Genomic DNA, 22,854 nt, shown 5'->3' with positions numbered 1-22,854 from the left:
TCATGCATACACTGCAGCCTTAAGCCTTTTTATCCTGAGGAGTGACTCCAATGTCGAATGAAAATCAAACGCCTACCGCTACTCCCGAGTCGGCACAACCAACAGACAAAGTGAGTCCATTCTTAACCGAACCTCTACCGCAAGGCGCTCCACAAGGTCAGCAACAATCTTTAGAACAAAAATTAACGGATACACCTGTTACGGGTTCAGTGCCAAAATATAATTTGCCGCGCGGTGCCAACACAGGCAATGTCGGTGCAACCACACACTTCGGCTACCAAACCGTCAGCAGTGAAGATAAAGCCCAGAAAGTCGCAGAAGTCTTCCACTCGGTCGCAAGCAAATACGACATTATGAACGACTTAATGTCATTTGGTATTCACCGCTTATGGAAACGCTTTGCGATTAATATGTCAGGTGTACGTCGTGGTCAGCGCGTACTGGACATTGCAGGCGGTACGGGTGACTTAGCCAAAGTCTTTAGCCGTGAAGTTGGCCCTACAGGTCATGTGGTACTGTCAGATATTAACGAATCTATGCTGAATGTTGGCCGTGACCGTCTAATTGATGCAGGCTGTACCAATGTCGATTTCGTGTTGGCGAATGCCGAAACTTTAGAACCATTTGAAGACAACAGCTTTGACTTACTGACTATTTCATTTGGTTTACGTAACGTGACCGATAAAGATGCAGCTTTGGCAGCGATGTACCGCGTACTCAAGCCGGGTGGTCGTTTATTGATTTTAGAATTTTCAAAACCAGTATTTGAACCGTTCTCAAAACTCTACGATTTATATTCATTCACAGCATTGCCATTGATGGGTAAAATTGTCGCAAACGACTCAGAAAGCTACAAATACTTGGCTGAATCTATTCGTATGCACCCAGATCAACGCACTTTAAAAGGCATGATGGAACAGGCAGGCTTCCAAAACTGTGATTACCACAACCTGACTGGTGGTATTGTTGCCGTTCACCGTGGTTTTAAACTCTAAGGCGTACCGCAATGTGGTCAATTCTCGCCCTTGGTGCAGTTGAGAAACTGATTCATCATGTTATTGATTTGGATGCGATTACTCGCATCCAGCTCAACCAACTACACGGCAAAATGTTGCGTGTGGTGCTCGATTCGCCACAGCTTTCTGTAGATGTCTTTTTTGATGACAACAAAGTTCGTTTAGAACCTACTGCAACAGGTCACAGCGAGCAGCCTTCTATTTTTGAGCATGAGAAGCGCTCTAGCTTCGCAAGGTTTGATCAAGCGCAAAATATCAGCCCCGCAACGGCCACTTTGCATGTTAAAAATGTGGTGCAATTGCTTAAACTGTTGCTATCCGATGAAGTGGGCAATATTCCCCTACAAGGTGACTATCATCTTTTACAAGATATTCAGCGCATTATGCAGCAGGCTGAACTAGACTTGGCCGCACATTTAAGCCCTTGGATTGGTCCTGCTTTGGCTCATGAAGTTGGCAAAATTCAGCTTGCACCCAAGCATTTAAAACGCAGTCTACACAGCCATTTGTTCTTTGCTGAAGATGCCCTAAAAGAAGACAGTGGTTTATTTGCCCCACGCTGGCAAATGGATGACTTACAACAAGATACGCGCATTTTTCAACAAAATTTAGACCGTGCCGAAGCCAAAATCCAACAGCTACAAACGCAGCTTGATGCACAGCCAGATACCGCTTCTGACACCTTAAACTCCATTCAGCCCTAGGGAATAAGTCTTTATGATTCCGCACGTTTCACGTTTACTCGAACTTTGGCGCATTGCCGCGCACTATAGACTCGACACGTTGTTTCCTGCGGAAGAACTACCAGAAAAGGCACGTCATGCACTCAGTTTTATTCGCATGCACCCTGCGGCTTGGTCAAGTAAAGAGCGTAAAAACCCGCTGAAGCTCAAAGAAGCTTTAGAAGAAATGGGACCACTGGCGATTAAACTTGGGCAATTACTGTCTACACGTCGTGACCTGATTCCGCCTGAAGTTTTACAGCAATTGGTGTTGCTACAAGACCGTGTCAAACCATTCGGTTCTGACGTGGCACAAATGCGAATTCAGCAATCGCTCAAGGCAGACATCAACACCCTGTTTGCCCGTTTTGATGAGCAACCTTTAGCAGCAGCCTCCATTGCGCAAGTCCATACCGCTGCCTTGCATGATGGTCGTGAAGTCGTGGTTAAAGTCACCCGTCCCGATATTCGCCAGCAAATTCTACAAGATTTTGAAATTCTGGAATGGCTCGGTGCAGCACTGGAAAAACGTCTGGAAGCGGCACGTGCTCTACATTTATCTGAAATTATTCAGGACTATCGTCAAATTATTCTCAACGAACTGGATTTGACCTTAGAAGCGGATAACACCCGCCGCATGCGTCACTACTTTACAGGCTCAAGCATGATGTATGTGCCTGAAGTCTATATGGACAGTAAAGATGTAATGGTGGCAGAGCGCATTACAGGCGTGCCAATTTCCGACACAGCAACCTTTGATCGTTTGGGTATGGATCGTGCCGATTTGGCAGAAAAAGGCCTCACAATTTTCTTTACCCAAGTGTTCCGTGACAACTTTTTCCATGCCGATATGCATCCTGGCAACGTCTTCGTGGAAACCATCAATCCGAATAACCCGCGTTTTATTGCGCTAGATTGTGCGATTATGGGCGAGCTGTCCAAGCATGACCAAATGACCGTAGCGCGTATGTTGCTAGCAGTGATGAACAGCAACTTTATGCAGCTGATTCAAGTCGTACATCAAGCTGGCTGGATTCCACCAGGCACAGATCAAGATGCCCTCGCCCGCGAAATGCGTCGTACTGTCGGGCCAATGGTGTCTAAACCGATGCACGAATTGGACTTTGCTGGCATTCTGATTCAGGTCATGGATATTGCACGTCGTTTCCATTTGGAAATTCCACCACAATTGATGCTGCTACTGAAAACATTGGTGCACGTTGAAGGCTTGGGCACAGACTTATATCCTGAACTGGATATCTGGAAACTGGCAAAACCAATTTTAACGGATTGGATTAAAGCCAATATGAATCCAGTCAAAAATATCAAAGAAATTGGGCAGCAAATTCCCGACCTGTTACTAGGTGCACAAGACTTACCAAGTTTAATGATTGACAGTTTAAATGGTTTAAAAAACCAATCGGCTTGGCATTCCAAACAATTACATGAATTACAAAGCATGCGTCTGCAAATGGAACATCAGCAAAAACGCAGCTGGATTTTTGGCAGCATTATGGCCATTTTCCTCTCCATTGCGATTATTGCACCGTGGTATGTCTCTATTGTTTTAATCGCGTTGGCAAGTTTCTTGGCGATTTGGCGTATAGCCAAATAAAGCCACATTGCTTGATAACAAACTGATTAGACGATAAAAAAATTAGAAAGCCTGTTTTAAAGCAGGCTTTTTTATCACGCTGATTTTCTCTAACTCATCCTAAAAACTACCGCATGACTCATCAGTCACCAAGTGATGCCTCTCGCCATTGTTGCAAAAATCACCACGCCTACAATTAATGCACATTTGTAGCGTTATAGATCAAGCATGACTCAGCTTTTGCATAAACGTGCCCCTGCACTCAGTATTCGCGCAGGACATCTGGCACGCCAACTGATTGAACAAGAAGGCTTACATGCCCAACACGTCGATATTATTCCAGGTGCAGCAGGCGGCCCCAAAGGTATTGGCATTCAAGGCTTAGACCAAGCTATTTTTGGCGAGTTTTTTGCCCAAGCCCCAAAGCGTCGTACTGTGGTCGGTTCTTCAATTGGCAGTTGGCGCTTTGCCAGTATTTTGGCGTGGGGCGCAAAACAAGGCACTGAACGCCTGTCCGATTTATATACCAACTTGTATTTTCATAAAAAAATGTCGCGCCAAGAAGTCGCTGAGATTTGTCAAAATATGCTGTTTGAACTGATTCAGGGACAGCAACAACAACTGATTCAGCATCCTGACTATCACCTCACGGTCATTTCCGTCAAAGCTCAACATATTTTCCAAAGTGACCAAGCCTTGCCTTTGCTAGCATCTGTGGCTGGAATTATTGGTAGCAATGCCATTGCGCGCAAACATAACCGCTTATTTATGCAACGCGTCATCAGCCAACCTGCGCAAGGTCAGCAGTTTATGGTAGAGGATGATTTTGTCACCCATTACCAAGCCCTGAATGAGCAGAATGTCGCACCGTGGCTGCTCGCCTCAGCGTCTATTCCCGGGGTGATGTCTGCTATTCGTGACATTCCTGATGCGCCCGTGGGCAGTTATCGGGATGGTGGCTTAATTGACTACCATCTAGATTTACCTTACCAAAGTCAGGGCATTGTGCTGTACCCACACTTTACCGACAGCATTACCCCTGGCTGGTTTGATAAAATGTTGAAGCATCGTAAAGCCAATCCTGAAAATCAGGCCCGGACACTCTTGCTATCACCTTCGGCAGAATATTTAAGCAGCTTGCCTTTAGGCCGTTTGCCCGATCGTAAAGACTTCACCTTAAAAGGTTTAGATCAGGCACAGCGCATTCGCTTATGGAAACAATCGGTGGCAGAAAGTCAGCGTTTGGGCGATGAATTTCTGGAAATGGTGGAAAAACAAAACTTCCCTCAATTTATGCAAACGCTTTGACAGTACAAATCTGGCAAGATAATTTAGGTAAATTGTCTTGAATCACGTACACTATAGGGACGATGCAAAATCGTGCGCTCAGAAAATAGCGTCCATACAATTTAAATTAATTTTGGTGAACAACTCATGAATAACTTGCAATGGCTCGATGAAGTAAAATTTAACGAACAAGGATTAGTGCCTGCCATTGCACAGCATCATCAAACAGGACGTGTGTTGATGGTGGCGTGGATGAACCGTGAAGCCTTGGCACTGACTGCCGAAAAAAATCAGGCGGTGTATTTTTCACGTTCACGCAATAAATTGTGGCACAAGGGTGAAGAATCTGGACACTTTCAAACTGTGCACGAGATTCGTCTGGACTGCGATGCCGATGTGATTATCCTGCAAATTGAACAACATGGTGGAATTGCTTGCCACACAGGGCGTGAATCTTGTTTCTATCGCAAACTCACCGCCAATGGTTGGGAAATTGTAGATGCACAGCTGAAAGACCCGAATCAAATTTATGGTGAACAAGCCGCCAATGCTCACACCTTAGCCATGAGCCAATCAAAGGCACAAGCTGAACAGGTTGAAGTTTTGGCTTATTTAGGGCAAATGATGAGCGAGCGCAAAATCGCTAATCCTGACTCATCTTATGTAGCCAAGCTATACCATAAAGGCTTGAATAAAATTTTGGAAAAAGTCGGTGAAGAAACCGTGGAAGCAATTATTGCCGCCAAAGATTTCAACACCGAAGCCAATGCCAACAACAAAAATGACCTGATTTATGAAGTGGCCGATTTATGGTTCCACAGCATTGTCATGTTGGGTTATTTCGATATTGAACCGCAAGTGGTACTGAATGAATTGGCTCGTCGTCAAGGTTTATCAGGCTTGGTTGAAAAAGCCAACCGTAGCCATTAACGCGAAAAGCCAACCCTGATCTGTGTCTGTAATCACCAAGCCTCGCCCGACCTATGAGCAAGCCACTGCTATAGATAATGCACGTCTGGGCAAATCTTTTAAAGTGATTGCCTATGCAGGTACAGGTAAAACCACGACCTTACAAATGATCAGTGATGCCATGCCAGAACGGCGTGGCATGTACTTGGCATTTAACAAAGCCATTGCCGCAGAAGCACAAAGTAAATTCCATCGTCAGGTCGATTGTCGTACATTTCACTCGCTTGCATATCGCAGCGTTCCACGTGGAGTCACCGACAAATTACGCCTACCCCGTTTAAGTCCAAGTTTTATTGCCAAAGAGTATCGTTTAGAACCGATTACCCTTAGACGTATGATGGGCGGACGCTATGAAAAATATGTGTTGATGCCAAGTCGTTTAGCCAGTTTGGTGGCCAATGCCGTGAGTCATTTCTGCTCGACCAGTTCGCAATACCCTGCCCCACGACATTTACAAGCACCCAGTTGGTTGCATCCAGATGACATCGACACCTTACAAAAGCATCTTTATCCTGCGGTAGAACGACGCTGGTTGGAGTCAATTGACCCGAATCATCAGGCAGGCATTGGACACGATATTTATCTGAAACTTTGGGCCTTGTCTGAACCCAACATTCCTGCCGATTATGTGCTGTTTGACGAAGCTCAAGATGCCGACCCGCTCATGCTGGGCATTTTACTCAAGCAACGTAATACTCAAGTGATTTATGTGGGCGATGCGCATCAGCAAATCTATGCTTGGCGTGGTGCAATCAATGCCATGCAGCAATTACCTTTGCCTGAATCACGACTGACCACATCGTTCCGTTTTGGTGAAGAAATTGCCCTGACCGCCAATGCCATTTTAGGTGGGCTGAATGAAACCGTGCCACTCTTGGGCAATCCAGAATTACATTCCAAAGTGGTCAACAAACCCCATACCAAAATGCGTGATGCGATTTTATGCCGTACCAACGCCCGTGCCATGGAACTGCTACTGGCAGGTTTAGTGCATGGCGATAAAGTCAGTCTGCAAGCCGACCATGTGCGCTTAAACCGTTTTGTGGATGCTGCCGCGATGCTCAAACAAGGCAAACGTGTGACCGACGTTCCGGAACTGGCATGGTTTAACTCTTGGCATGATGTACATGAATATTGTGAAACCAACGATGGCAGCGACATTAAACCTTTGGTCAAACTGGTGGATGATCATGGTACTAATCCACTCAAACGGGCGTTGGCAAAAATCACCCCAATTGACCAAGCCGACTATATTATTTCGACAGCGCATAAAGCCAAAGGTTTAGAATGGAATCGGGTACATATTGAAGACGACTACCAATTTAAACTGAACGACAAAGAGCATAAAATTAGCGATGAAGAATTAAGATTACTGTACGTGGCATGCACACGTGCTAAAGTCAGTTTAAATATTCATCATATTTACGATTTGGTACAACAACTGAAAATAAAAATGCCGACATCGTTACGCAAAGCGGTGGGGTAATTGCAGCAGGTGCGCTATGAAAATTACATCGGTTCATTTCAGACACATCACCCATTTTGCAGACCTAAAACTCGAACTCAATTATCACGACCTGCCCATTACGCTTATTTTGGCAGACCAAAGCGCGGGTAAAACCTCGCTGTTACGATTTAGTTATCAAGCACTGACTTGGTTTGCCGCTCGCTATAAAGACTTACGCACTGCGGGTTTGGTGATGCAAGATCAAGATATTTTGTTCAACCGCTTGCAAGCTAAAATTGATGTTTGTGTGGAAATTCCAGCAGAAATAGGCAGTTTGGCAGAATCAAGCAACACGCAAATTGAAAGCACCCAACATTGTGACTGGCAATTATATAAAACCCTGAATAGTAGCGGCGTAGGAGTAAGCAAAGCAGAAACCGCCAAGCTTGAAAAAATGGTGCAGCTCTATCAACACACCATTAAACATGACCCGATGCAAGGTCTACCGCTGATTGCCTACTACCCTGCAGAACGCTTCGTGAATGAAGTTAATTTACTCAATAAAAATAATCCGCTGATTTTACAACCTGGACATGCCTACGAAATTGCTGCGATTCCATTCACGACATTTACTCGTTTTTTTGAATGGTTGCGGGAAATTTCCGATATTGAAAATGCCCAAAGTGCGCAGCTTTTACACAAGCTATATCAGCAACAACAAAGCGAACTCGCACAAACCCTGAATCAGTCCTTATTGCATGCCTATACCCAAATGCATGCACCGAGTTTACAAGCACTGAAAGATGCCTTACAAATCGTGCTGCCTGAAATTGAAGACCTATATCTACAACATCTGCCTAAATTACAACTCATGGTGCGCTGTCAGGGCAAAGATATGCTGTATCAGCAATTGTCGAACAGTCAGCGCAACTGGATTGCTCTAGTAGGCGATATTGTACGTCGCCTCTGTTTGCTAAACCCAAACAGTTTGTATCCGTGTCGCGAGGGAGATGGTATTTTGTTGATTGACCAGATTGATCATCAGCTCGATCAACAACAGGCCGCACAAATACTGACTCGTTTACATCAAGCTTTTCCGCGCTTACAAATTATTGCCACAGGCAACCGCAGCGAACTTTTGGAACAAGCGGAACGCTTTCAATGTTTAAAACTGGAACATCAACAGCTGCATCCCATCGCATGGCAAAGTTTACAACCGCAGTTTGCAGAAATTTATGCTGATGTGCTAGAAACCACTCACACGACAGAAGACGTCAGCCTACAAGAACAAAACCCAACACAATTAGGCACGGCTGAAATTTTGCAGCAGATTCAAAACCATTTAACTGCCGAACAAAAACAGGAATTGCTGCAACGCTTACAGCAATTGGATAGTGAGCCAACACCTGATCAATTGCCTGAATCTTAATTGCCGAAGTCTTTCAACGCATACTTGGGCAAAAAGCAAGGAAATACTTTATCCCGCATATAACAGACGGTATATAATGACTTTGCTGTATGCAAAAAAAATTGATGTTGTTTTATTCATGTAATAAAATCAGATTAATTTTGAACTTTTATAGTAAAATCCGATTTTGCTGTAGTTTTTAAAGTTGCGCAATACAACTTTTTTTATACCTTGAATAGTGTCTATTGACCTTTCAAACACGGTGAATGCTGTAAAAATGCAGCAGATGCAGATCAACTTCATCCATAGTTCAACTAGGTTGTAGATTGACGCATCTAAATATTTTTAACACAGCTTTAACCAAACCAAGCACAACCTTATTCGCTGCATCGTCAGCGAAAGATCAGCATATTTTTTGCTGCTTGAGCCGCCTAGCCATGTAAAATTATTTTTGCATGATCTTGTTTTGAGTTTAAGTTGCGACAATACGCTCATCAAAACAATAGACTACGTGTTTACTGACACGACTGATTGGCTTTCAAGATTGAATCTTTTGGATGGTGTGTTGCTGTCCTGTAATCCTTGGAAGATAAGATTCATCCTTTAGGTTTTCAACCTATTCACGACAATGGATATGAGTGTGCTACCGATTATTATATTGTTACCGTTAGTACTGGGCACAACCCTTGTCTCGTGGCTGAAACAATTTTCACGCGGGGTAACGGCTTTAGGGGCGATTGGCGTCAGTCTGAGCAGTCTTATTCTGCTCCTGACTCAAGCAAAAGCAGTCTTTAATGGCGAAACGATCATTCAAACATGGTCTTGGCTGCCACAGTTGGGGATTGATTTAAGCTTTCGTCTAGATGCGCTTGGTTTATTATTCTCCTTGCTGATCACGGGGATCGGCACACTCATTTTTATTTATGCCTATTATTATTTAAGTCCACAAAACTCGCTCAGTAAACTCTATGTTCTCCTCATGCTGTTTATGGCTGCCATGTTGGGAATTTCGCTCTCCAATAACCTGATTTTGTTGCTGACTTTTTGGGAACTGACCAGTATTTCCTCTTTCTTATTGGTGGGTTATTGGAGCAATTACGAGGCAGCACAACGCGGCTCACGTATGGCACTGACCATTACAGGCATGGGCGGACTCGCCATGCTCGGTGGTTTTGTGTTATTGGCGCAAATCACAGGCACCTATCAAATTGACCAAATCTTAATGATGACTGAACAAATTCAAAGTCATCATTTATTTGTACCAACTTTATTGCTGATTTTATTGGGTGCATTTACCAAAAGTGCGCAATTTCCGTTTCACTTCTGGCTACCCAATGCCATGGCTGCACCCACGCCTGTTTCTGCCTATCTACATTCGGCAACGATGGTCAAAGCAGGGATTTTCTTGCTGGCGCGCTTATTGCCAATTTTTGCAGGCGCAGCGTTATATCACAACCTAGTCACCTTTATTGGTCTATTTACCCTGTGTATGGCAGCATTCTTTGCCATTTTCAAAGAAGATTTAAAAGGCTTATTGGCGTATTCCACCATCAGTCATTTAGGTCTGATCATGTGCTTACTCGGCATTGGTTCACCGTTAGCAGTAGCTGCTGCAATTTTCCACATCATCAACCACGCCACCTTTAAAGCGGCCCTGTTTATGATTGCAGGAATTATCGACCACGAATCAGGCACACGTGATTTACGTAAACTTAGTGGCTTATGGCAACTATTACCCTTTACCGCCACCCTCACTATGATTACCGCGGCCTCTATGGCTGGCGTACCGTTGACCAACGGCTTTTTGTCCAAAGAAATGTTCTTCACTGAACTGGTAGCAAACTTATCTGGCCCTGTACTGTTGGTTTCTGCAATTGTTGCGACACTGGCGGGTATTTTTGCAGTGGCCTATTCAATACGTTTGGTACACGGCGTTTTCTTTGATGGTCCAATTGGTAAAGATGTCCCAAACAAAGAAGCTCACGAACCTCCGTTTGGCATGCGTGCACCCGCAACTTTATTGGCTGTTTTATGTATTTTAGTCGGCTTGATGCCTGCCTTATTGGTCGAGCATATTGTCAATAGCACGACTCGTGCCAGTACCCAACTGTCGCAGTTTGAAGGCACACATCTGGCAATTTGGCATGGCTTTAATCTTCCCCTGCTGATGAGTGTTATTGCACTGCTTGGCGGGATCATTTTCTATTTCTCGCTCGCCAAAGGTGGAAAAATCCGTGAAATTGACCTCGACCCACATTTAGGTCAATTCCAAGGCAAACTGCTGTTTGAATTATTCTTAAAACATTTGCTACAAGTTTCACGCAAAATCAAACGTAAAACCGAAAATGGTTCACTGCAAAGCTATTTGGTGTGGATCATTGCTTTTACGGTATTCATGGTCGCGCTACCATTATTCAATCAGGGATTAACAACTGGCACACGTGAACTCACACATGCGCCTATGATTGCCATTGTTTTATGGTTATTGCTGTTCTCTGCCTGTTGGATGATGCTGTGGTTCCACCATGAGCGCATCAAAGCTGTCTTAATCAGCGGTGCAGTTGGCTTGGTCGTCACCATGATGTTTGTCGGACTGTCTGCTCCCGACTTGGCACAAACTCAAATCACGGTTGATGTCGTCACCACTGTTTTATTGCTGATGAGTCTATCGCTGCTCCCACAATTGACCCCGTATGAATCTAGCCGTTCACGTCGTTGGCGAGATGCCTTCATTGCGATTGGTGGCGGCATTGGTATCGGCTGGATTGCGTGGCTGGTTATGACTCGCGACCACAATTCAATTTCATGGTTCTTTAATCAGCAATCCATTCCACTCGGTGGCGGAACCAACGTGGTCAACGTCATTTTGGTGGACTTCCGTGGTTTCGATACCTTTGGTGAAATTACCGTCTTGGGCATTGCTGCGATTGGTACGCTGTGTTTAATGGATGGTATGCGTGCGCACGGCACTATCATGACCCAAGGTTTAACCTATCGCTTTAATCCTTCACCGTTGATGCTGCGGATTACCGCCTCATGGATTTTACCTATCGCCCTTGTGGTCAGCCTGTATATTTTCTTGCGCGGTCATAACTTACCAGGCGGTGGCTTTATTGCGGGCTTAATTACCGCAATGGCGTTGATCATCCAATACATTGCGCTTGGTCAAGACCACACCGAACAAATGCTCAAAGCTAAATCTGGACGTTTATACGAAATCTGGATTGGCGTGGGTTTAAGTATTGCAGGTCTGACAGGACTTGCCGCATGGTTCTGGGGACGTCCATTCCTCACCAGCGCACATATTTATGTCAATCCTCCGATTATTGGTGAAATGCACCTCGCTTCGGCTGCCTTATTTGATGTAGGCGTGTATGTCACGGTGGTTGGTGCGGTAATGTTGATGATTTCTGTCTTGGGCGACTCACGTCACTCAGGCATGTCTGGCCCACTTCCAAAGGAGTAATGCAATGATTAGTATTGAGTTTTTAATTGCGTCTGCCATTGGAATGTTAGTCGCGACAGGAATCTATTTAATTTTACGTGCCCGTACCTTTCCTGTGGTTTTGGGCTTGGCGATGATTGGTTATGCCGTCAATATTTTCTTATTCAGCATGGGGCGTATTCAGCTCAATGCACCTGCAATTTTGACTGAAGCTTCAAAAGTCACCGACCCATTACCACAAGCCTTGGTATTAACCGCAATTGTGATTGGTTTTGCCACCACCGCATTTATTGTGCAATTGGCGCTGCGTAGCCGTTATGAAACAGGGACAGACCACGTCGATGCCAAAGAAGAACATCCACTGCTTGACCCACGTGAGGATGAGCCATAATGACTGATTTCCTCCAATTTTGGCTACAGCATTCACCTATTTTTAGCATCCTGATTCCAACCTTTACCGCATTTATTTTAGTGCTATTAGGCAATCCGGGCTTTGGTTCACTCTCACATGACTGGCGTCAGCCATGGCGTCGTGGCATTAGCTATCTTTCTGCCACACTCGGTTTAGTCACTGCAATTAGCTATTTAATTCAAGTCAGCAGTGGGCAAATTATTATTTATAATTTGAGCGAATGGGCCGCCCCGTTTGGCATTATTTTAGTGCTAGATCAACTGTCTGCCCTCATGTTAGTACTGACTTATTCACTTGCCTTGCCATTACTGTGGTTTTCCAGCAAAAAATGGGATGAACGTGGTCGCTATTTTCATACCATGGTGCATTTCCTACTCATGGGACTTTGCGGTGCATTCCTCACAGGCGACTTATTTAACCTGTTCGTATTTTTTGAAATCTTGTTGCTCGCCTCGTATGTGTTGTTATTGCACGGTCAAGGCAAAGCACGTTTTCAACTCGGGATTCATTACGTCACCATCAACCTGTTGGCCTCTGCCCTGTTCCTAATTGGTTTGGGGATGATTTACGGCAGTGTCGGCAGTTTAAATATGACCGATGTGGCGCGTCTGATTCCGCTACTCGATGCTGATGCACATAAAATTGCGGTGGCAGGTGGCTTACTGTTATTTGTGGTGTTTGGTATTAAAGCCGCCATGCTTCCTGTCGGTTTCTGGCTACCTAAAACCTATGCCGTGGCGACAACCCCTGTGGCAGCCTTATTCACTATCATGACCAAAGTCGGTGTGTATGCCATTTTGCGGGTCAATGGAACCGTATTTGATGATGCGCTGAGCCATAAAATCCTACAAGACTGGTTACTGCCGATTGGTCTAATTACCTCACTGTATGGGGTCATAGGCGCAATTGGTGCAGAGCGCTTACGTCGTTTTGTCGGTTTTATGGTGCTGTCTTCAATTGGTACGATCCTGATTGCCATTTCGATGATGAACACACAGGCATGGTCAGCTGCACTGTATTACTTGGTACACAGTACTTTAATTGCAGCGGCTTTCTATTTGCTGTGCGGCTGGATTACCTCACAACGTGGCGCATTTAAAGATCACTTCAATATTGCCCCACAAATGAAGCAACATAAAGTATTGGCAATCACGTACTTCATGATCGCCTTAATGATGGCAGGTTTACCACCGTTTAGTGGCTTTTTGGGTAAAGTCTTTATTTTACAAGCCACCGCCAATATGGCACATCAGGGCTGGATTATTGGCATCATTCTCTTAGTCAGCTTACTCAGTATTATTGCGTTCACCCGTGTCGGCTTTATTTTATTTTGGCGCGCGACCAAACCTGAAGATGATGTACAAACTGAAGCCTATTATGAATATCAGGCACTACCTGCGATTGCACCGCCCCGCAATGACCGTGTCATTTATTTACTGCTGACGGGTTTAGTGCTGTACGTGGTATTTGCCAATCCAATTCAACAATATATGCTGAATACTGCACAGCAGATTCAACATAATGCGGCCTATGAAGCACTGATTCTGAAAAAAGACCGTGCTGCAAATGTGATTAGCGTACAACCTTATGATCCATTGTACTTACCTGAAACCAAGTACGGTGGCGAAGCAATTGACACCAATGCACATTTAATTCCCTATGTGATTGATCCAAACACCTTGGAAGGCGAGCATATTTCTGACTATAAACAACGTCAGATTCAACAGCAAAATCGTGAGGAAGCACAGCAACCTAGCGATACTCAACTCAAACCTGCGGAGCCCTAAACATGCAAAAAACGAGACCAAAAACTTCGTTTTGGGATAACCTGCTGCCACACCCGTTTGTATCTGTATTGGTGGCACTGAGTTGGCTGATGTTGGCGCATAGTGTTTCTGCAGGGAATCTGTTGATGGCACTGGTCTTGGCGTTCTTGATTCCTAAATTGATCCAGCCCTTTATTGCGCGTACACCAGACATCAACTGGACTGCAGCCATTCGCTTATTCTTCGTGGTGGTCTGGGATATTATGATTTGTAATATTCGTGTCGCAAAACTGGTACTTGGCCCAACAGACCGTATGCAGCCAAAATGGTTCCGTGTCCCTCTCGAAACACAACACGAACAGGTCAACAGTATTTTGGCGATGATCATTACCACCACACCAGGCACGGTTACAGCAGGTATTGACCAAGACCGTGGCGATATTTTGGTGCATGCCTTAAACACTGCAGATGAAAGTGTAGATATTCAAGACATCAAAAATCGTTATGAAAAACCGCTGATTGAAATTTTTGGTGCACAGTCAGGAGAAAAGCAATGATGATTCTGCCTTATGCACTTGGAATCTGCATGGTTGCGATTACGCTGTCCATGTTTATGTGCCTATATCGCCTGATTATTGGCCCTTCAATTGTAGACCGCCTGTTGGCCTTGGATACCTTGTTTTTAAATGCGACCTGCTTGGTGGTGGTTCTGGGTATCTATTGGACCAGTACCTCATTATTTGAAGGTGCGTTATTGGTGGCGATGCTAGGCTTTGTGTCTACTGCAGCACTGGCGCGTTACTTCACCAGTGGTCATGTGATTGATTAAGGAGAATGAACATGCAATTACTCATGGAAATTTTAGTGTCATTCTTTTTAATTATTGGCGCATTTTTCATGTTGGTGGGCGGCATTGGCATGGTTCGCCTACCCGACTTATTTATGCGACTGCATGCCCCTACAAAATCCAGCACTTTAGGACTAGGCAGTTTCTTAATTGCAGCCATTATTTATGCGGCATTTGAAGGACGATTTGGCTTTGCAGAAGTATTAATCACCCTATTTGCGTTTATTACCGCGCCTGTTTCTGCCAATTTAATGGCGCAGGCCGCACTTCATTTACGTTTACGTTCGATGAGTGGTAATGTGCCTGAAACCTTAGATCGTCCATTACCGTGGCAACGCCAACGTCGTAATTTACGTCGCTACGAAAAAAAATCTAATGATGATTTGGTGTAGAGCAAAAAAAAGCATCGTATCCCATATGATCTTGCTTACATTGCAAAAGCTCAAACATGATAGATAAACATTCATTGATTCTGATAGACAAAAAAATGCCACCCGAAGGTGGCATTTTTTATCATCACTGATTTATTCTTCATCTTGCTTAGGTGCTGCAGGAGGTAAATCTTTTACCGCTTCTGCAATCAAACCAAACATATAGTTACCATAGGCATTGGTTTTATCGTAGTGAAAACGCAAACGCGGGGTAATACGTGTCTTAATACGACGGCTTAACTCATGGCGCAAGAAGCCTGATGCTTTATTCAACACATCCAAGGTTTCTTTATTTGCCGTTTCGCTTTGCTCATCGCCTAATTCACGTCCCATGACGGTCACGTACACTTCCGCATATCCTAAGTCTGGGCTCACCTTCACTGCAGAGATGGTCACAAGACCACCTAAGCGTGGATCTTTCAGCTCTTGGCGAATCAGTTCTGACAGCTCACGCTGTACTGTATCCGCCATACGCTTCAGACGTTGACTACCCGCCATTAAAGACTCCGTTTAATCAATTGAACATCGTACACTTCAATCTTATCAAGTGGTTTGATGTCTTTATAGCCTTTTACTGCAAGACCACATTCCATACCTGCGCGAACTTCTTCCACCACGTCTTTATAACGACGAAGTGACTCAAGCTCACCTTGGAATACCACCACATCATCACGTAATACGCGAATTGGTTTGTTACGGTGAAGTACGCCTTCAAGTACCATACAACCTGCAGCTGCACCGAACTTACTTGAGTGGAACACTTCACGCACTTCTGCAACACCCAAAATAGTTTCACGGTGTTCAGGTGCAAGCTTACCGCTCATCGCATCTTTCACATCATCAATTAATTGATAGATGATGCTGTAGTAACGAATGTCAATACCATCGGCATCGGCTTTTTGACGCGCAGTATTGTCAGCACGTACGTTAAAGCCCAATAATACAGCTTCTGAAGATTCTGCAAGCGTAACGTCAGACTCGGTGATCGCACCTACGCCTGAACCAATCACACGTACACGTACTTCATCGGTAGACAACTCACCCAATGCAACAATCAAGGCTTCCAAAGTACCACGTACATCGGTCTTCAATACCACATTGACAAATGGAACGTCTTTTTTGCCCATTGATGCCATGATGTTTTCAAGACGCATCGCGCTTTGACGCTCTAGACGTTTTTGACGCTCACGATCCATACGCGCATCGGCAACTTCACGTGCTTTCTTCTCGTCATTTACAACAAGAACTTCGTCACCCGCCATTGGCGCTTCAGGTAAACCTAAAATTTCAACTGGAATTGAAGGACCTGCAGATTTAATACGCTTACCGTTTTCATCGGTCATGGCACGTACGCGACCATAAGATGAACCTGCAAGAACCAAGTCACCTACATTCAAAGTACCGTTTTGTACCAGAATTGAAGTCACTGCACCGCGACCTTTATCTACACGCGCTTCAATCACCACACCTTGCGCTGCACCTTCTTCAGATGCTTTCAATTCCATCATTTCTGCTTGAATTGAAATTAAATCAAGAAGTTCATCAATACCTTGACCTGAATGCGCTGAAACCATTGCAACAGGTACGTCACCGCCCCATTGTTCAGGTACGATTTCTTTGGTGGTCAATTCATTCAATACGCGGTCTGGATCAGCCGATTCTTTGTCCATTTTGTTAATGGCAACAATGATTGGCGTACCCGCTGCACGCGCATGGTCAATCGCTTCTGCAGTTTGTGGCATTACACCATCATCTGCCGCAACGACCAATACCACGATATCTGTTGCTTTCGCACCACGTGAACGCATTGCAGTAAACGCTGCGTGTCCCGGTGTATCTAAGAAGGTGATAATGCCTTTGTCGGTTTGTACGTGGTATGCACCAATGTGCTGGGTAATACCACCCGCTTCGCCTGCAGCCACTTTGGCACGACGAATACGGTCAAGTAATGATGTCTTACCATGGTCAACGTGACCCATGATGGTCACCACTGGTGGACGTGTCGTTTGAACACCACGTGCCTCTTCAGCCGCTTCGAGTAAGTTATCTTCAGCTTGCGTATCCGATACTAGAACTGGGTTGTGGCCCATTTCTTCAACTACAAGTGCCGCAACTTCTTGCTCAATCGCTTGGTTTTGCGTAACTAACTCACCCATTTTCATGAGTGATTTAATCACTTCACGTACTTTAACTGCCATTTTTGCAGCCAAGTCTGCAACCACAATCGTTGCACCAATTTCAACATCATAAACTTGTTTTTTAACTGGTTTTTCAAAGCCGTGCTTGTTGGCTTGGCTCGTTTTCAAACCGCGTTTATGTGAGTTTTGGCTGAAAGACTGTTCTTCCTGACCACGACGACCACCTTTTTTCGGTGAACGTGTATTGGTGGTGCTGGTACCACGCTTGATTTCACGGTCTTCTTTGGCAAATGAATCTTCATAAGCCTGACCCACAAGACCAGCCGCCAATGGAGAATCATCTACCACACGAATGGTAGCGGTTGCATCTTCATTTGAGTATTTAGATGCCATCTGACGCATTTGCTCAAGCGTACGTTGCTGCGCTTCTTCAGCCGCTTTACGACGTGCTGCTTCTTCAGTCGCTTTCAACTGAGCTGCTTGCGCTTCACGTGCTTTCTTTTGCTCAGGCGTTTCAGTGACCTTCACTGCTTGCTTCACAATTGGCTTGTTGGTTGACTTACGTTTCACCACAACCGCAGCTTTCGCAACTTCTTGCTTGGCTGTTTCTTGCTTCGCTGCTGCACGCATTGCATCTAAAGCTTGTTTCGCTTTTGCAGCACCTGCTTGAGGCGCGTCTGCTTTCGCTTTGCTCTTTTCTGCCACGTCACGTGCTTGCTGTTCTGCTTGCGCTTTTTCAGCTGCTTCCGCCTGTGCTTTTGCCAGTGCTTCCGCTTTAATCTGTTCAGGATCAGGCTTTACAAATGTATGCTTCTTACGAACTTCTACATTAATCGTTTTCGCTTTGCCCGAAGTACTTGCCACTTTAGCGGTACTGGTGGTTTTACGTTTCAACGTGATTTGTCCTGCATTACCCTCTTGACCGTGAACCTTTTTTAAATGGTTCACTAGGGTACTTTGTTGTTCAGTGGAAATAATATCGTCAGCCTTACGCTGTGGTAAACCTGCGTCACGAACCTGTTCCAGGAGTTTCTCAACTGGACGACCTACACTGAGCGCTAACTCTTTAATCGACTTGTCCGTCATATATTACCTCCTAGTTAAACCATGATTCGCGCGCTTTCATAATCAATTGACCCGCTTTATCTGTACCTAGACCTTCAATATCTTCGATATCGTCAGTCGCTTGGTCAGCTAAATCATCAACTGTGATGACACCACGAGCGGCAAGCGCATAAGCGATCTCTTGTGTCATGCCTTCCATTGCTAGAAGTTCTTCACTCGGATCTTGGATATTTTCTTGCTGTTGCAATGCGTCTGCCAATGCCACTTCTTTGGCACGACCTTGTAACATTTCAACAATTTCTTCATCTAAATCAATTTCGTCAAATGTTTCCGCAGGAACATACGCAATTTCTTCTAATGAAGTGAAGCCCATTTCTACCAATGCCATCGCCAAATCTTCAGCAATGTCTAGACGTGAAACAAACAAGTCTAAGTATTGTTGCGCTTCATTTTGCTGACGTGCGTGATACTCTTCTTCAAGCATCATGTTCAGCTTATAACCTGTGAGTTCAGAGGCTAAACGTACGTTTTGACCTTGTGAACCAATGGCACGCGCTAACTGATCGCTAGTGGCGAAAATAATGTCAGCAGTACGCTCTTCTTCATCAATCACAATACCCGATACATCGGCTGGCTCTAAAGCACTGGCGATATATTGTGCTGGATCATCAGACCACACCACAACATCAATACGCTCACCATTTAACTCTTGCTGTACCGCTTGGATACGTGTACCACGCATACCAATACATGCACCTACAGGGTCAATACGATGGTCGTTGGTTTTTACTGCAATTTTTGCACGTACGCCCGGCTGACGCGCTGCTGCTTTAATTTCGATGATTTCTTCAGAAATTTCTGGAATTTCTTTTTTCATCAATGCAATCAGCATTTCAGGCTTGGCACGTGACAACAACAATTGTGCACCACGACCTTCACGGTTCACGCTGTACAAAATTGCATTCACACGCTGCTTAGGACGCAAAATTTCTTTGGCGATCATTTCTTCACGCGCCAAATATGCTTCTGCATTGTCGCCCAAATCAATAATAAAGCCATCTTTGGTTTGCTTTTTCACTTCACCGTAAATCAGCTCGCCTACTTTGGCTTCATAAGCATCTGCAACCAATGCGCGTTCTGCTTCACGAATTTTTTGCACAATCACTTGCTTGGCAATTTGCGCAGCAATACGACCGAAGTCAATTGACTCAACTTCAAGTTCGCGAATATCGCCAATTGACCACTTTGCAGGGTCTACATCAGAAATTGCATCTTGGCATGCAGGCATTTCATGATCTTCATCTGCCACCACTTCCCACTGACGGAAAGTTCTGTAGTCACCTGTTTTACGATCAATTTCCACACGTAAGCGTGCTTCTTCTGAGTTTGTGCCTTCGTAGAATTTCTTTTTCGTCGCAGCAACAAGAGCCTGTTCAAGCGCCTCAAAAATTGCCTCACGACTTACACCTTTTTCGTTACTAACCGTTTCAACGACGGTAAGAATTTCACGTGCCATAAGTCACCTATTCGTTCAGATTCTTATTAATTTGATTAATCCTGGTAAATCAGGTTTGCTTTATCAATATTGTGACTGTCAATCTCCAATACCTGCTGTTTTTCCACCTCGACCTGAATGGTTTCATTTTCCAGATCTACAGCAACCAATTTCGCTTGAAATTTACGACGGTTTTCTACAGCACTGATTAAACGTAACGCAATGGTTTGCCCAATATACGCAGGCAATTGCTCTGATTGGAAAAATGGACGATCCCAACCCGGTGATGACACTTCAAGCGCATATTCACCTGAAATTGGATCATGCACATCAAGCATTGCACCAACTTGCTGGGTTACACGTACACAATCTTGTACACCAATACCGCGACCTTGCTCTAATTCGCCATCTTCATTTAAGACAGGTTCTGCATTTTCATCGACAGCTTTGTCGATATAAATACGTAACAAAGAACGCTTACCTTGTGGAATAAACTCGATTCCCCAAAGATCCACATCACATGCTTGCACTGCTGGCGCAATTAAGTCCTGAAGTGCTTGAGTTTTATTTGATAGCTTCATTTACTCTCGTCATTCTGCTGCGGTTCAATGGTCTTATTTGACCACTACACATTCATACAAACTATAGTAGTAGTGAAACATGACACTTTGACTTTAGGCCGCGCACGGCTTGTATCGACACTACACGATAGCCAATAAAAAAGGGCGTAATCGCCCCTATTCTTGCACAGTAAAACCAATATCCACTGTGCAAAAAGGCCCACCTAGTTGTGAGCCTCTTTAGAAACTTGGTTGCGGGGATTAGACTAAATCTAACCATCTTTGCTAGTTTATTGTGCTGAGTTAAATCAAATAAAACTAACGTACCACACCATTAGAAACTTGGTAGCGGGAGCTGGATTTGAACCAACGACCTTCGGGTTATGAGCCCGACGAGCTACCAGACTGCTCCATCCCGCATCAACGTGCAAATATTATATACAAAAATGAATAAGTTTTCAATCAAACTTAGCATGTTTGCCTGACTTGACTTAAGCTGCACCTTAGTCAGATTTTGGTAGCGGAAGCTGAATTGAGCTAACCACCTTCGCCAAGTTATCAAGAGTTGAGCCCGACGGACAATCAACCAATCAAAACAGGCATTACCAAACCATTAAAAAATGGTAGCGGGAGCTGGATTTGAACCAACGACCTTCGGGTTATGAGCCCGACGAGCTACCAGACTGCTCCATCCCGCAACAACATGTAAATACTTATCTCAACCTAAAATAATTTAAGTTGCCTACGCTTAATTTACGATAAGCTTAGGATTGATTGGTAGCGGGAGCTGGATTTGAACCAACGACCTTCGGGTTATGAGCCCGACGAGCTACCAGACTGCTCCATCCCGCATCAACAGATTTGCTGCTTAACACCAACTTATGTTTTCTGGATTATAAGTTGGTGCGGAAGGGGGGACTTGAACCCCCACGCCCGAAAGCACTACCACCTCAAGGTAGCGTGTCTACCAATTCCACCACCACCGCAGCTGTGACGCATTCTAGTCGCATCATGCGAAAAAAGAAAGTGCTAAATAAAATTATTCAGCGCTTTTAGGCGCAGTTGGTGAAGTTTCAGGCGATACTGGCTGTGCAGGTGCAGTCGTTTGTACAGTCTGCAAACTATATGCACCTGTGGTTTGTTTCTTGGCAAACACCGCTAAAGTTAAACTGGTTGCAAAAAACAATGCTGTTAAAATTGCCGTTAAACGGGTTAAAAAGTTACCTGAGCCTGACGCACCAAATACGGTTGCCGCACCACCGCCACCAAAAGAAGCGCCTGCATCTGCACCTTTACCATGCTGAACCAAAATTAGTCCAATCATTAAAATGGCTAAGATAATATGTACTACCAGCACAAATGTTTGCATGCTGAACTCCTCATTATTGTGTATTTGCAAAGGCTTGCGCAATTTGATGGAACGATGCCGCATTTAAGGATGCACCACCGACCAAAGCACCATTAATGTCTGGGCAGGCTGCTAACTCTACGGCATTTTCTGGTTTTACACTACCACCATATAAAATCGGTAGAGTCACCGCATAAGCGGTGATTTGGCTTAAACCTTCACGGATTTTTGCATGCATGGTTTGCGCATCTTCAGGTGATGCGGTCTTGCCTGTACCAATTGCCCAAATAGGTTCATACGCAATCACTATCTGTTGCCATTGCTCAGCGTCAACCACAGCAGCAATATCACAAATTTGTTGCAAAACAACTTGCTCTGCCTGACCGCTTTCACGTTGTTGCAGACTTTCACCCACACAATAAATAACTGTCAAACCTGCCTGCAAGGCATTTTTAACTTTTTCATTCAAAATGCTTGGTGTGTCTGCAAAAAGTTCACGACGTTCTGAATGCCCAACCAATACATAATCAATTTGACTGTCTTTTAGCAATTCTGCACTGACTTCGCCTGTATATGCACCCAAACCCGCAATACGGGAAAGGTCTTGTGCAACGGTATAGACAGGACGTACTGCCTCGCTCAATGCAGCTTGAATTTGAGTTAAAGCCAAAGTGACAGGTGCAATCCCCAAATGACACTTTTCAGCCTCTACAGGGCTGTCTTGTAATAATGTTTTAAATTCAGAAATAAGTTGCTGAGCATCGGCATGTATCGGATTCATCTTCCAATTGCCAACCACCCAAGGCTTAATCGTCGTAGCCGACATAGAATAACCTGCAAAAACAATTCATTTAATCGCGCACATTCTACACGCAAATCACATTTCTGCTGAGTTTTTTGTACA

The 22,854-nt window shown here is 44.6% G+C and carries 19 protein-coding genes and 4 tRNA genes; 13 read left to right on the top strand and 10 right to left on the bottom strand.

Going from position 1 to position 22,854, the window contains the following annotated elements:
* Positions 1-50: 50 nt before the first annotated feature.
* From ubiE to VF675_RS01175, 13 genes are all read left to right on the top strand, one after another.
* On the top strand, positions 51-995 hold the full coding sequence (ubiE, locus tag VF675_RS01235; RefSeq protein WP_004975907.1) for a bifunctional demethylmenaquinone methyltransferase/2-methoxy-6-polyprenyl-1,4-benzoquinol methylase UbiE: 945 nt from the start codon (positions 51-53) through the stop codon (positions 993-995).
* A gap of 11 nt (positions 996-1,006) precedes the next feature.
* Positions 1,007-1,720, top strand: a complete 714-nt coding sequence (locus VF675_RS01230) for a ubiquinone biosynthesis accessory factor UbiJ (RefSeq protein ID WP_440204636.1) — start codon at positions 1,007-1,009, stop codon at positions 1,718-1,720.
* Positions 1,721-1,733: 13 nt separating this feature from the next.
* On the top strand, positions 1,734-3,353 hold the full coding sequence (locus VF675_RS01225; protein ID WP_178866013.1) for an ABC1 kinase family protein: 1,620 nt from the start codon (positions 1,734-1,736) through the stop codon (positions 3,351-3,353).
* Between the two features lie 207 nt (positions 3,354-3,560).
* A complete protein-coding gene (locus tag VF675_RS01220) occupies positions 3,561-4,640 on the top strand; it encodes a patatin-like phospholipase family protein (protein ID WP_131261096.1) in 1,080 nt (359 codons plus the stop codon).
* A 126-nt stretch (positions 4,641-4,766) separates the two neighbouring features.
* Positions 4,767-5,549, top strand: a complete 783-nt coding sequence (hisIE, locus tag VF675_RS01215) for a bifunctional phosphoribosyl-AMP cyclohydrolase/phosphoribosyl-ATP diphosphatase HisIE (protein WP_440204635.1) — start codon at positions 4,767-4,769, stop codon at positions 5,547-5,549.
* A 22-nt stretch (positions 5,550-5,571) separates the two neighbouring features.
* The gene (locus tag VF675_RS01210) at positions 5,572-7,074 is read left to right on the top strand and encodes a UvrD-helicase domain-containing protein (RefSeq protein WP_004975892.1); all 1,503 of its coding nucleotides are present in this window, start codon (positions 5,572-5,574) and stop codon (positions 7,072-7,074) included.
* A gap of 16 nt (positions 7,075-7,090) precedes the next feature.
* Positions 7,091-8,464, top strand: a complete 1,374-nt coding sequence (locus VF675_RS01205; RefSeq protein ID WP_286381349.1) for an AAA family ATPase — start codon at positions 7,091-7,093, stop codon at positions 8,462-8,464.
* Positions 8,465-9,071: 607 nt separating this feature from the next.
* Positions 9,072-11,909, top strand: a complete 2,838-nt coding sequence (locus VF675_RS01200; protein ID WP_096901338.1) for a monovalent cation/H+ antiporter subunit A — start codon at positions 9,072-9,074, stop codon at positions 11,907-11,909.
* A 4-nt stretch (positions 11,910-11,913) separates the two neighbouring features.
* A complete protein-coding gene (locus VF675_RS01195; RefSeq protein WP_004975886.1) occupies positions 11,914-12,279 on the top strand; it encodes a Na+/H+ antiporter subunit C in 366 nt (121 codons plus the stop codon).
* Positions 12,279-14,087, top strand: a complete 1,809-nt coding sequence (locus VF675_RS01190) for a monovalent cation/H+ antiporter subunit D (protein ID WP_440204634.1) — start codon at positions 12,279-12,281, stop codon at positions 14,085-14,087. Before VF675_RS01195 ends, VF675_RS01190 begins: the two co-directional genes overlap by 1 nt.
* A 2-nt stretch (positions 14,088-14,089) precedes the next feature.
* Positions 14,090-14,623, top strand: a complete 534-nt coding sequence (locus tag VF675_RS01185) for a Na+/H+ antiporter subunit E (RefSeq protein WP_225531135.1) — start codon at positions 14,090-14,092, stop codon at positions 14,621-14,623.
* Entirely contained in the window at positions 14,620-14,895 is a 276-nt protein-coding gene (locus tag VF675_RS01180; RefSeq protein ID WP_004975880.1) for a monovalent cation/H+ antiporter subunit F, read from the top strand. The genes VF675_RS01185 and VF675_RS01180 overlap by 4 nt, the downstream gene beginning before the upstream one ends.
* 11 nt (positions 14,896-14,906) lie before the next feature.
* Complete coding sequence (locus VF675_RS01175) at positions 14,907-15,305, top strand: Na+/H+ antiporter subunit G (protein WP_019836076.1); 399 nt, start codon at positions 14,907-14,909, stop codon at positions 15,303-15,305.
* Positions 15,306-15,437: 132 nt separating this feature from the next.
* Here the strand turns inward: VF675_RS01175 and VF675_RS01170 are convergent, their stop codons facing one another.
* The 10 genes from VF675_RS01170 to tpiA all read right to left on the bottom strand — a co-directional run bounded on the left by VF675_RS01170 (position 15,438) and on the right by tpiA (position 22,776).
* Positions 15,438-15,842, bottom strand: coding sequence for a ribosome-binding factor A (locus VF675_RS01170; RefSeq protein ID WP_004975876.1), 405 nt, complete (start codon positions 15,840-15,842; stop codon positions 15,438-15,440).
* A complete protein-coding gene (gene infB, locus VF675_RS01165) occupies positions 15,842-18,568 on the bottom strand; it encodes a translation initiation factor IF-2 (protein ID WP_004975874.1) in 2,727 nt (908 codons plus the stop codon). The genes VF675_RS01170 and infB overlap by 1 nt, the downstream gene beginning before the upstream one ends.
* A 10-nt stretch (positions 18,569-18,578) precedes the next feature.
* Positions 18,579-20,063: a transcription termination factor NusA gene (gene nusA, locus VF675_RS01160; RefSeq protein ID WP_440204633.1), complete on the bottom strand. Its 1,485-nt coding sequence runs from the start codon at positions 20,061-20,063 to the stop codon at positions 18,579-18,581.
* Between the two features lie 35 nt (positions 20,064-20,098).
* Positions 20,099-20,623, bottom strand: a complete 525-nt coding sequence (gene rimP / locus VF675_RS01155) for a ribosome maturation factor RimP (protein ID WP_440204632.1) — start codon at positions 20,621-20,623, stop codon at positions 20,099-20,101.
* A 322-nt stretch (positions 20,624-20,945) separates the two neighbouring features.
* Positions 20,946-21,022, bottom strand: a tRNA-Met gene (locus VF675_RS01150).
* A gap of 201 nt (positions 21,023-21,223) precedes the next feature.
* Positions 21,224-21,300 (bottom strand) — tRNA-Met (locus VF675_RS01145).
* A gap of 77 nt (positions 21,301-21,377) precedes the next feature.
* Positions 21,378-21,454: transfer RNA gene (locus tag VF675_RS01140), tRNA-Met, on the bottom strand.
* Between the two features lie 49 nt (positions 21,455-21,503).
* A tRNA-Leu gene (locus tag VF675_RS01135) sits at positions 21,504-21,588 on the bottom strand.
* 53 nt (positions 21,589-21,641) lie between these two features.
* A complete protein-coding gene (gene secG / locus VF675_RS01130) occupies positions 21,642-21,971 on the bottom strand; it encodes a preprotein translocase subunit SecG (protein WP_004975868.1) in 330 nt (109 codons plus the stop codon).
* A 13-nt stretch (positions 21,972-21,984) separates the two neighbouring features.
* Positions 21,985-22,776 carry a triose-phosphate isomerase gene (gene tpiA / locus VF675_RS01125; protein ID WP_019836081.1) on the bottom strand — a complete coding sequence of 264 codons (792 nt, stop codon included), beginning with the start codon at positions 22,774-22,776 and terminating at the stop codon, positions 21,985-21,987.
* Positions 22,777-22,854: the final 78 nt, after the last annotated feature.

It is taken from the genome of Acinetobacter sp. Lyrl_1 (assembly GCF_051948795.1).
Lineage (GTDB): Bacteria > Pseudomonadota > Gammaproteobacteria > Pseudomonadales > Moraxellaceae > Acinetobacter > Acinetobacter towneri.
The sequence above is the reverse complement of the archived record's forward strand: the minus strand, read 5'-3'. Positions and strand labels throughout refer to the sequence as shown.

Excerpts from the sequence above, each read along its gene's own strand:
- ubiE (WP_004975907.1), top strand. The coding sequence starts at position 51 with ATGTCGAATGAAAATCAAACGCCTACCGCTACTCCCGAGTCGGCACAA.
- VF675_RS01230 (WP_440204636.1), top strand. The coding sequence starts at position 1,007 with ATGTGGTCAATTCTCGCCCTTGGTGCAGTTGAGAAACTGATTCATCAT.
- VF675_RS01225 (WP_178866013.1), top strand. The coding sequence starts at position 1,734 with ATGATTCCGCACGTTTCACGTTTACTCGAACTTTGGCGCATTGCCGCG.
- VF675_RS01220 (WP_131261096.1), top strand. The coding sequence starts at position 3,561 with ATGACTCAGCTTTTGCATAAACGTGCCCCTGCACTCAGTATTCGCGCA.
- hisIE (WP_440204635.1), top strand. The coding sequence starts at position 4,767 with ATGAATAACTTGCAATGGCTCGATGAAGTAAAATTTAACGAACAAGGA.
- VF675_RS01205 (WP_286381349.1), top strand. The coding sequence starts at position 7,091 with ATGAAAATTACATCGGTTCATTTCAGACACATCACCCATTTTGCAGAC.
- VF675_RS01200 (WP_096901338.1), top strand. The coding sequence starts at position 9,072 with ATGGATATGAGTGTGCTACCGATTATTATATTGTTACCGTTAGTACTG.
- VF675_RS01195 (WP_004975886.1), top strand. The coding sequence starts at position 11,914 with ATGATTAGTATTGAGTTTTTAATTGCGTCTGCCATTGGAATGTTAGTC.
- VF675_RS01190 (WP_440204634.1), top strand. The coding sequence starts at position 12,279 with ATGACTGATTTCCTCCAATTTTGGCTACAGCATTCACCTATTTTTAGC.
- VF675_RS01185 (WP_225531135.1), top strand. The coding sequence starts at position 14,090 with ATGCAAAAAACGAGACCAAAAACTTCGTTTTGGGATAACCTGCTGCCA.
- VF675_RS01180 (WP_004975880.1), top strand. The coding sequence starts at position 14,620 with ATGATGATTCTGCCTTATGCACTTGGAATCTGCATGGTTGCGATTACG.
- VF675_RS01175 (WP_019836076.1), top strand. The coding sequence starts at position 14,907 with ATGCAATTACTCATGGAAATTTTAGTGTCATTCTTTTTAATTATTGGC.
- VF675_RS01170 (WP_004975876.1), bottom strand. The coding sequence starts at position 15,842 with ATGGCGGGTAGTCAACGTCTGAAGCGTATGGCGGATACAGTACAGCGT.
- infB (WP_004975874.1), bottom strand. The coding sequence starts at position 18,568 with ATGACGGACAAGTCGATTAAAGAGTTAGCGCTCAGTGTAGGTCGTCCA.
- nusA (WP_440204633.1), bottom strand. The coding sequence starts at position 20,063 with ATGGCACGTGAAATTCTTACCGTCGTTGAAACGGTTAGTAACGAAAAA.
- rimP (WP_440204632.1), bottom strand. The coding sequence starts at position 20,623 with ATGAAGCTATCAAATAAAACTCAAGCACTTCAGGACTTAATTGCGCCA.
- secG (WP_004975868.1), bottom strand. The coding sequence starts at position 21,971 with ATGCAAACATTTGTGCTGGTAGTACATATTATCTTAGCCATTTTAATG.
- tpiA (WP_019836081.1), bottom strand. The coding sequence starts at position 22,776 with ATGTCGGCTACGACGATTAAGCCTTGGGTGGTTGGCAATTGGAAGATG.